We start from the raw sequence: 10,167 nt of genomic DNA on the forward strand, positions 1-10,167 counted from the left end.
ACGTCCTGACGAGTCCGAGGTCGTCGACGAACAGGTATCCGTTGCCGGAAGCCGCCCGGATCGTGATGGTGGCCGTGCCGGCGGACACCGGGATCTCCGCGAGTTCGCGTCGGGTCCAGCCGCTGGATGCTGGGATGTTGAGCGTGCGCGAGGCACCGCCGGCATCCGTGATCGTCACCTGCGCGGCGCTGAGTGAACCGGTGATCCTGGCGAACGCGGACAGCCTGTAGACGCCGGCCGGCACAGTGATCTGTTGCCGCACGCCACCCGCATAGGACTGCGTGGCCCCGATCCGCAGTGCGAAGCGCGACCCGTTGGCACCGCCGTCGACGTTGGTCACGAGGGAGCTCGGCCCCGACTCGCGGAAGTTGGTCCATCCCTGAACCTGGGAGACGATGATGCGGTCGGCCTGGAAATTGGGGTTGAGAGCGTAGTTGTTGGCCGGACCGACACGCCACTCTCCGGTCGTGGCGTTGAACTGCCATTGGCTCACGGAATGGAACTGGGGCCGGGATCCGGTCTTGGTCACCGGCATCCACTGGTTGTAGCCGATGCCGTTCCAGGCGAAGTCGGCCCAGCGGTCGCCGGCGTAGATGACCGTGTTCTGCTTGGTTCCCTTGACGGTCACGAAGAACCCGGTCTGGGTCACGTGGCTATAGTCCATCTCGGTGCCGGCGAGGGTGTACTCACCGGTGTAGGAGCCTTGAATGTCGCTGCTGGTCGACTCGATGACATGGGTGACCGAGGTGTTCCAGCCGTGCAGGTCCGAGGCCGCGTGGTAGTACTTGCCGTCGAGTTTGAACATGGCGTTGCCCTCGCGCCCGGCGGAGTTGTAGCCGATCTGCACGGCGGGCTCCACCCGCAGCGAGTCGGACTCTCTCAGCTTGGAGACGAAGGCACGGGAGCGCCCTTCCCGGTTGGAGAAGATCAGGTAGTCCTTCCCGTCATCGTCGGTGAAGACGGTCTGATCTCCGGTGCCCGTCGTGGGGGAGTTGACGACCTGGGTCTGGAAGTAGGCGTAGTCGAAGGTGTCGGTGGGCGAGTCGCCCCGGAGGAACAGAACCCCGTCACCACCCATCGACGGGAGATACGCCTGCACGACCAGCACGTACTTGCCGGTGTTCTCGTTGTAGGAGACGCCCAGCCGGCCTACCCAGCCCGCCTGGCCGAGGGTGGCGCCGCCGGCGAGGCTCGTGGAGCGCGTGGCGACGCGGTTCTCGAATTTCCAGTTCACCAGATCCTTCGACGAGTACACGGGGATCGAGACGAACGTGACGTCGCCGTCGTACTTTCTCGTCGGATTGGCCCGGTAGAGTTCGGCGCCCGTGTAGTGCACGCCGTACCAGTAGTAGGTGTCGCCGAACTTGAAGACACCGCCGCCTTGCGAATAGATGGGGTTGCCGCTCGTGTCGTTCCAGAAGACATCGTTCGTGATGGTCTGGAACGTCCCCTCGTCGGCGGCCACGAGGTTGCCGGCGGCGGTCGTCAGCGCCGTCTTCGCGGCGGCGACTTCCGACGCGGTTGCCGAGGCGTCGGCGGCGACGCCGTCCGCGTTGGCCAAAGCCTTGGCGAAGGGCACCCAGGAGTCGCTCGTGTACTTGCCAGCGGGGCGGGTTTTGTAGTCCGCGACCAGACTCTTCAGGCCACGAACCATGACCAGACCGTCAGCGGCCCTCTGGAGTTTCTCGCGGGCGGTGGCGTCGTCTCCTCCTCGTTGAGCGAGTGAGTCCCTGGCCGAGGAGAAGGCCGCCCACGAACCGGCGGTGTAGTCCGCGGCAGAGTAGCGGGAGACGTGGCTGTCGCGAGCCTCCAGGGGTTCAGCCGCCGCGGCGGGGGCACCGGACGCCGCCATTGACATGACCAGCCATGCCGCGGTGACGAGCCCTCCCCGCTCCAGCGTTTTACGTAAGGTACCGATCATGGTGCTGCCCTTCGTCCATCGTGGCGCCGGCGCTCTCACCCGCTGACGTCGAGGTAGTCGACGTTGGGCAGTCCGGTCGCCGTGGTCGGATCCAATCGAATGGCCAAGAGAAGTAACTGAGGTATCGGCCGCCTCGCGGTGGGTGTGGTCGCCGGCGAAGAACGCGCCGACGGGACCGGAGGTGTGATCGCCGTTGCACGGGCAGAAGCTCAGGCCGTTGCAGAGGGCGTAGCTCACTTTGTGGAGGTCGAGGACCGGGGCGCCGGTGGCCCTGCCGACGTCGAAGGTCCCGGTCAGCTTTTCAGCGGACGTAGATGTTGGGCTGCGACGGGGTGCTCATGCCGTTGCCGAGGAAGAAGCTCGGGTGAGGCGGCTGGTTGTAGGCGGTGTTCTGCCAGGCGATGGCGACGCGGTACTGGGCGTCGTGCATCAGCGTGTAGATCCGCCGGTCGGTCTGGGCCGTGGTGGCGTAGACGCGCAGCGCGGCGTTGTCGTCCCGGGGCAGGATGATCTCTTCCCGCCAGTCGCCGAAGAGGTCGCCGGACAGGGACGGGGTGGCCTTGGTGCCGTTGACCGAGTGCGCGCCCGAGGCGGTGAGCAGGCGCGTGTCGCCGCCGGTGCCGTACTTGTCGACGCGGTTGCCGTCCAGCAGCTCGCGCACCGGGTCGCCGTCCCACCAGGCCAGGAAGTTGTAGCTGCTGGGGTTGCGCCCGACACTGCCGCCGGAGGCGTTGAAGAGGCTGCCAAGGCCGGTGCCGGACCCCCAGAACTCGCCGCCGGCGTTGCCGGCGTGGATGTCCGCGGCCACGCCGCGAGCAGGGCCCTCACAGTTACAGGTGTTGTTCTTCTGCATGATGGTCGAGCCGGTGTTGGCATCGCGCAGCGTGGCGGAGGCGCCGGAGCTCTGCTCGTGGATCATCCAGATCTCCTTGCCCGGGCGGCTGGGCACGAAGTCTCCGACGTGCAGGGCGTCGCCGTGGGCGTAGAAGCTCGTGGTGTAGCGGCCGGTGCCGTTGGCGTTGATGGTCATGCCGCCGTAGATGATCTCGTCGGTGCCGTTGCCGTCGACGTCGGCGATGGACAGCGAGTGCGCGCCGCGGCCCGTCCACTGGTTGCCGGCGCTGCTGGAGTCGAACTTCCAGCGCCTGGTGAGCTGGCCGTCGCGGAAGTCCCAGGCGGCGATCGCGCTCTTGGCGTAGTAGCCGCGGCCCATGATGAGGCTGGGCCGCTGGCCGTCCAGGTAGGCGGTGCCGGCCAGGAACCGGTCGCCGCGGTTGCCGTAGTTGTCGCCCCAGTCGTTGATGTTGCCGCGGGCCGGGTCGAAGTTCACCGTGGACATGGCGGCGCCGGTGAGCCCGTTGAACATGGTCAGGTATTCGGGACCGGTGATGATGTAGCCGTTGGAGTTGCGGTGCAGGGCGCTGCCGTTGCCGATCACCTGGCCGGTGCCGGAGACGGTGCCGTCACCGGTCTTGACCGCCAGCTCGGCCCGGCCGTCGCCGTCGTAGTCGTAGACCTGGAACTGCGTGTAGTGCGCGCCGGCCCGGATGTTGCGGCCCAGGTCGATGCGCCACAGCCGCTGACCGTTGAGCCGGTACGCATCGATGTAGACATTGCTGGTGACCCCGGACTGCGAGTTGTCCTTCTGGTCACTCGGATCCCACTTGAGGAAGATCTCGTACTGCCCGTCGCCGTCCGCGTCGCCGACGCTGGCGTCTCCGGCGGTGTAGTTGCTTCCCGGCCGGGAGATCGGCACGTCCAGGTAGTTGCCGCCGGTGAAGCGCAGGGACGGCTCGGACGCGGCCTGTTCGGCCTCGTTCACGACTGCGCGGACGGTGTAGGAGGCGTCCGCCGGCGCGCCGTTGTCCAGGTAGTTGGTGGCGCCGGTGAGAGGCGAGGAGTTCAGCTTGGTCGAGCCCCGGTAGAGGTTGAAGGCGGTGCTCGTGCCCTCGGTGCCCAGCAGCCGCCAGGACACCAGGTTGCCGCTGCCCGAGCGCACGCTGATCAGGCCGCGGTTGAGATCCTCCATCTGGCGGCCGGTCGGGTTCTGGGTGCCCGCGTCGACCTCCAGATAGTCGATGTTGGCCAGGCCGTCGGCGGCGGTCGGGCTCAACCGGATGATGTTGTCGCCCGCGTTCAGCGACACGGTCAGCGTCTTGGTCACCCACGTCGTCCAGCCGCCGGTGGGGTCGAACGCGCCGGCGGCGTGTGCGACCGCGCCGTTGACCAGCACGTCCGCGGGACGGCCCGCCGTCCCGCCGTTGGCGTACCGGATCGCGATGGTGGCATCGCCGGCCGCGGCCGCGGTCACGGTGAACTGTGCCGCCGCCCCGGCGGCGTTGTTGCCGTTGCAGAATCCGCTGCCGGAGAAGCCGGCGTGGTTGGACTCGATGAAGCCGTCGCACGTGGCCGGTGCGTTTTCCGCCTCGTAGCGGGTCGCCGCGGAGGCTTCCGCGGCCATGACGAGGCCTGCGGCGGCCATCGTCAGCGTGACGCCGGCGGACAGCAGCGCGACGTGTGGTCTGCGTAAGGACATGAGGAACTCCAACAGGTAGGTCGGGGGTGGTTATCGCAGGTACGGCATCGGCGACAGGTTCAGCTCGCGCATGCGCAGCAGGACGAGCTTGGCCATCTCGTTCGCGCCGTGCGCGGAGAAGTGCGTGTTGTCATTCAGCTCGGTCAGGTAGAGCGCGGCCGAGGCGTTCGGGCCGAGCCCCTCCACCAGCGCCTCACTCGCAGCGGTCAGGTCGATGAGCGACGTGTTCTGCGCGGCCGCCACCTGCCGCATCGTCGCCGGCAGGTCGGCGCCCACCCCGTTGACGTGCAGCGCCGTCGAAGTCAGCGCGCCGTCGGCGGCGAACAGCCGACGCACCGGAGGCGTGACCAGCACCGGCGTCCCGCCCTGCGACCGCACCTGGGTCACCAGGTTGGTCAGGTTCGAGGCGAACGCCGAGGCCGTCGTCGACTTGTCGTTGTGCCCGAACTGGATCAGCACCATATCGCCGCTCCGGATCAGCGGCTTCATCGCGGGGAACAGCGCCGCGTTGGACAGGAAGCTGCCCGAGCTCTCGCCCGAGTCGCCGTAGTTGGCCACCGACAGGCCCAGCTTGAAGGACTGCGGGAGCTGCTGCCCCCACCCGGTGTACGGCGCGACCGGCTGGTCGCAGACGGTCGAGTCGCCCGCGAGATACAGCACCGGCCCGCTCCCCGGGGCCAGCCCGATCCCGTTCAGCTTCGGCGCCTGCCCGGAGAAGACCAGGTCAAGCCCTGGCCTCCCGGTGCCGCCCTGCCCGGTCGGCTGCCCTTCCGGCTGGCGCACGTTCAGCGTGAACGAATACCGCGCATACGAGCCCGCCGCCGTCGATACGGCAGGCAACACCGTACGGCGGGCCTCCGCCTGCACGCTGGTCACGCCCGGGCTGGCCGGGTTGCCCAGGACCACGGTCACGTCGTAGTTGCCCGGCTGGACGTCGAAGTGGCAGGTGATCGGCGAGGTGCCGGTGCACCTGGAACGCAGTGCCGGATCCGGCTCCGGCCCCGGCGGGGTGCCGGTGTCGGCGCCGAAGACCTTGAAGTCGGCGATGCTCGCCCACGTCGACGCGGCGAGCCCGGTCACCGTGATCCGCACGTACCGCGCGGTCGCGGTGAAGACGTCGCTCTGCACCTGGGCGGCGGTCGTGCTGGCCGTCCGGTCGGCCACCCGCGTCCAGGCCGTGCCGTCGGTGGAGACCGAGACGTGGTACCTGTAGGTGCGGGCGAACTCCCAGCGCACCTCGGTGCCACTCAGCGTCGCCGCGCTTCCGAGATCGACCTGCCACCAGTGGCCGGTCCTGCCGTCGGCGGCGCACCAACGGGTGGCGGTGTCGCCGTCGTTGGCCAGGGACGGTCCGCGACCGGACTGGCTGGAGTCGGCACTCGCGGCCTTGCCCAGCGCCAGATCCGTCACCGCCCCGGCCGGAGTCGCGAGCGGCACGGCCAGCAGGCCCGCCAGGAGGGTGAGGAAGGCGAGCACGACGAGTCTCGAAGAGCCCGGCAGGTCGGGAACGCGGCCGGCTGACCGAGAGGAACCCATGGTGATTCCGCGCTTTCTCGTGAAGGTCTGCAGTGGCACGGCGCCGCCTGCACGGCGGGCCATCGCTCCTTACGGGCCGGTGTCTCAGGTGCCACGGGCCCTGGCCTGCTGGGAGCGGGCGGGGTGCTCGGCAGGCACGGTCGCCCTCGGGCTTATGGCGTCCACCTGACGTGGGGATTGAGGTGGCCGCTCCAGTTGAAGACGGCCATGTTGTCCCATTCGTTACCGCTGCTTGCGATATTCGCCGGGTCCCAGCCGTTACCGGGCACCGCGTACCAGGTCGGCTCCCAGTAGAAGACCCCGATCGCACCGGCGTTACGCGCTGTGCTCTGCACCGCCGCGAACTGCGCGCCCTGGCCCTGCCAGGTCGTCCCGTATCCGGAGCAGCCCGAGGTGACCACGTTGCGGGTGGAGTCGGCGTTGTCGGCGGTGAAGGGGTAGGCGGTCTCGGCGATCACCACGTCTTTGCCGTACCGGGCGCGCATGTCGGCGATGACCGTGGACAAGTTCGACAGCGTGCCGTGCCACATGCAGTAGTACGACAGGGCGGTGATGTCCCAGGACACGCCCTTGGCCCGGATCCCGTCGTAGAACCAGCGGGCAGAGGACAGGCTTTCGGCCAGTGCCGTGTGGATGATCACCTGGGTACCGGAGTTGCAGGCCTTCGTCGCGTTGTACCCGGCCTTGAGCAACAGGCTCAGGTTCGTGAAGTCGTTGTTGGTCACCCTGCCGTCGTTCCACAGCATGCCGGTGTTGATCTCGTTGCCGATCTGCACGCTGTCCGGTACGGTGCCCTGCGCCTTGAGGCTGCTGCACACGTCGTAGGTGTAGTTGTAGACGTCGGTCTGCAACTGGCTGATGCCATGGCTGGACCAGGCGGCGGGCTTGAACTGCTTGCCGGGGTCGGCCCAGGTGTCGGAGTAGTGGAAGTCGACCATCAGCTTCAAGCCCTTGGCCTTGATCGCCCTGGCCTGTTGCAGCACCTTGGCCTTGTTGTTGTAGCCGCTGATCGGGTTGTTCCAGATCCGCAGGCGGGCGTAGTTGACGCCGATGCCCTTGAGGATGTCCAGCGGATCTCGCTGCGCGCCACCGGCGTCGTAGTACTTCGCGCCCAGATCCAGCGCGCGTTGCAAGGAGGAGACATCAGCGCCGAGCATGCCGAGCGATGCGGCGGCGGCGTGGGCCGGTTGCCCGGCGGGGACAATCGCGGCGGCACATAACGCCAGCGCCACCAAGATCCTTTTCATGGGTCCTCCGGCGGTCGGAACGGGGATCGAAAGCAGGGATCACCCCAGCACCTGCCCATGCAGATGGCGCGGCCGACCGTGCACGGCCGGCGGTGTCGCCGGCTGCGGACACGGTGGACGGCCCAGTGGCGCCCGCGTCCTGGGACGCGGGCGGGCGGACCGTTCACATGAGCGGGCTGGTGTCGGCGGTCGCAGTTAGGCGGATGTCGTGGCACCGCATGTTCTGCGGCGGCGGGCGATGGCGGGGATCGGGCGCGAAGTCGCGAGTGGGGTGGGGGATGCGACCACGTGTCCTCCTCACAGACTGGATGAGGCTCTGTGAGCGTGCACAGTAATGCAGAACCTGGCGCACTGAAAGGGCCCGTTTGAAATCCGAGGTGGGGGCGCTGTTGGCAAGCAGACACCTGCCATCGTTGGTGAGAAGGCCCTCTTCCTCTCTGTGAACGCTCCCAGATAGTGAGATCTCCGGAGTGCGGACGTGAAAGTTTCATGCGCCCCCTCCATCGGGCGCATGTAGAAGCCGGCCGACCGTGCGGGCGTGGCACAGCGAACCGGATGACGGCAGGAACCTTGGCGGGGACGACCGGTGCTCTGTGGTAACCGGTTCGGCCGGCCATGCCGCTGGAGTTCGCCGCGGCGGCCGTCGACCGTCCCGGCAGCCCGGTCCCCGCCACGTCGGCGGCGAGCCGCTTGCTCGGAAACCGCGTGCTCACAGCCGCCTCACCATGCGGGCTGCCTGCTGAAGACCACCACCGCGCCTGCTCCGTTCGCCACGCCATCCCTGGCCCCTTGGGGGAGGAGTCGTCGATGCCGGGCTCGGGTCGAAGCGCAAGGCGGCGCCAATGGTCGGTACGCAGAGAGTCCCGGTCGCGGAAGCCGTCCACGTCGACGGAGCACTTGTGCCGCGAAGGACGGGGGTGCCGAGTCGAAGACGCCGGAGAGCATCTCGAGGGCTGAGAGAGAAGGAAGCCTTGACGGGCTGCTGTCAACGCTCCTACGCTTGCGCCGTTATATCGATTTAACTGCTCCGACCCCCCTAGGAGCTCCCATGCGCCCCACTCGATCAGCCCTCACGATCGAGACCGCCGTCGTGTGTGCGCGTGCTCCCGGCCACGCCCGCCGACGGCCGGACCGCGCACGGGATGGAACGCCTCGACCGTGTCCGGTCGCCACGACGCCAACCGGGCGGCATATTTCAGCTGGCCTTTCCTGGGTCTCAAGGGTGCCGGAGCCGGAACGGGCGGCGGAGTGGGTGCCGGCTTCAGTGTCTGCCGCGACGGCCGGCCGATCGCCACGGTCACCGACGGCACCGACTACCTGGAACTCGCTGGAACGCCTGCCTCCAAGTACGTCGTCGCCCCGATCGCGAGGGGCAAGGAGGGCAGAAGCGCTCCTGCCCGCACTTTGGGATGAATCGTTTCATGCCGTCCGGCTCCTGTGCCCGCCGATGGCTGTGGCCTGGCTCAGCCTGTTCGGGCACGCCCATCTCAACTGAGTCGTGCCCGTAGCCCGGGATCGTCTCGTCGTTTGATCGGCCGCCGGCGCAACCAGGGATGGCTTCCTCAACGTCTGACGGAGTTCAGTGATGAAACGCTGCATGACGGTGGCGCGTGCCGCCCTGATCGCGACAGTCGTGGTGGGTTCTTCCACCGCGTTCATCACCACGTCCGTGGCGGCCGGCAACGCGGCGGCCGGAGCCGTCTACTACGTCGCACCGAACGGCAGCGACAGCGCCTCGGGAACGCAAGCCGCTCCATGGGCCACGATCGCCCGTGCGCAAGCTGCCGCCCAGCCGGGAGACACGGTCTACTTCCGGGGCGGCACCTACCCCTACACCCGGGCCAACGGCAACTGCACGAGCCAGACGGCCAGAGTCGACGCGATCACCCTGAACAAGAGCGGCAGTTCCGGCAACCCGCTCCGCTACTGGGCCTATCCCGGGGAGAAGCCGGTATTCGACTTCTCCCGCATGACGGACAACTGCCGGATCAAGGGATTCAGCGTCACCGGCAGCTATATCCACCTCAAAGGGCTGGAAGTCAGGGGCGTGCCGCAGAACAACAAGCTGAACGCCGAGTCCTGGGGGATCTGGGTGTCGGGCAGCAACAACATCTTCGAGTTGATCAACACGCATCACCACATGGGAACCGGGCTGTTCATCAATGGCGGGGGCGGCACCTTGGTTCTCAACTCCGATTCGCATGACAACTACGACCCGAACAGCTCAGACGGGCCCGGCGAGAACGCCGACGGTTTCGGTGCCCACTACACGCCGGCCGGCCGTCCCGCGAACGTGTTCCGGGGCTGCCGCGCGTGGTGGAACGCCGATGACGGTTACGACCTCATCTCCACCTACTCGCCCGTGACCATCGAAAACTCGTGGTCCTGGCGCAACGGCTACCTGCCGGGGACGACGACGTCTTCCGGCAACGGCGCCGGCTTCAAGGTAGGCGGCTTCGGCGCCGAGTACGACGCCGGCGCGGTGAAGCACACCGTCCGCTTCTCGGTGGCCTTCCTCAACAAGGCGGCCGGCTTCTATTCCAACCACCACCCGGTGGCCAACGATTATTTCAACAACACCAGCTACGGAAACCGCCCCGACTTCAACATGCTGGGAATCGACGCAAGCGGCGCCGCCGTCGGCCGGGGCAACCTGCGCAACAACATCGCCTACACGGGCACGCTGACGTCGAACATGACCGGTACCAGCTCCGCGTACAACTCCTGGGACCTGGGCGCCACCCTGTCGGACTCCCAGTTCCAGAGCGTATCGACCTCCGGCTGGGACGCGCCTCGCCAGGCGGACGGTAGCTTGCCCACGCTGCCCCACCTGCGCCTTGCCGCCAACAGCACCCTGATCGACAAAGGCACCGACGTCGGCCTGCCCTACACCGGGCAGGCTCCGGATCTCGGCGCCTTCGAGCGGC

General features: G+C 67.8%; 6 protein-coding genes. 2 read left to right on the top strand and 4 right to left on the bottom strand.

All coding sequences use genetic code 11. The features are described from left to right. The 4 genes from AB0K12_RS48215 to AB0K12_RS48230 all read right to left on the bottom strand — a co-directional run. Positions 1-1,921 (bottom strand): family 43 glycosylhydrolase (locus AB0K12_RS48215; protein WP_364576101.1); only part of this gene is annotated, 1,921 nt, incomplete at its 3' end. Between the two features lie 301 nt (positions 1,922-2,222). Beyond that, positions 2,223-4,457 carry a carbohydrate-binding protein gene (locus AB0K12_RS48220; RefSeq protein WP_364576103.1) on the bottom strand — a complete coding sequence of 745 codons (2,235 nt, stop codon included), beginning with the start codon at positions 4,455-4,457 and terminating at the stop codon, positions 2,223-2,225. Between the two features lie 30 nt (positions 4,458-4,487). Next, positions 4,488-5,993 carry a discoidin domain-containing protein gene (locus AB0K12_RS48225; RefSeq protein WP_364576105.1) on the bottom strand — a complete coding sequence of 502 codons (1,506 nt, stop codon included), beginning with the start codon at positions 5,991-5,993 and terminating at the stop codon, positions 4,488-4,490. Between the two features lie 152 nt (positions 5,994-6,145). Continuing rightward, entirely contained in the window at positions 6,146-7,240 is a 1,095-nt protein-coding gene (locus AB0K12_RS48230; protein WP_364576107.1) for a glycosyl hydrolase 53 family protein, read from the bottom strand. Between the two features lie 1,158 nt (positions 7,241-8,398). On the opposite strand from AB0K12_RS48230, the gene AB0K12_RS48235 reads away from it, so the two are divergent. Both AB0K12_RS48235 and AB0K12_RS48240 read left to right on the top strand, forming a co-directional pair. Beyond that, the gene (locus AB0K12_RS48235; RefSeq protein ID WP_364576109.1) at positions 8,399-8,653 is read left to right on the top strand and encodes a hypothetical protein; all 255 of its coding nucleotides are present in this window, start codon (positions 8,399-8,401) and stop codon (positions 8,651-8,653) included. 172 nt (positions 8,654-8,825) lie between these two features. After that, a partial coding sequence (locus tag AB0K12_RS48240; protein ID WP_364576111.1) for a right-handed parallel beta-helix repeat-containing protein occupies positions 8,826-10,167 on the top strand: 1,342 nt, incomplete at its 3' end.

Origin of the sequence: Nonomuraea sp. NPDC049419, from assembly GCF_040676995.1 — a bacterium.
Lineage (GTDB): Bacteria > Actinomycetota > Actinomycetes > Streptosporangiales > Streptosporangiaceae > Nonomuraea > Nonomuraea salmonea.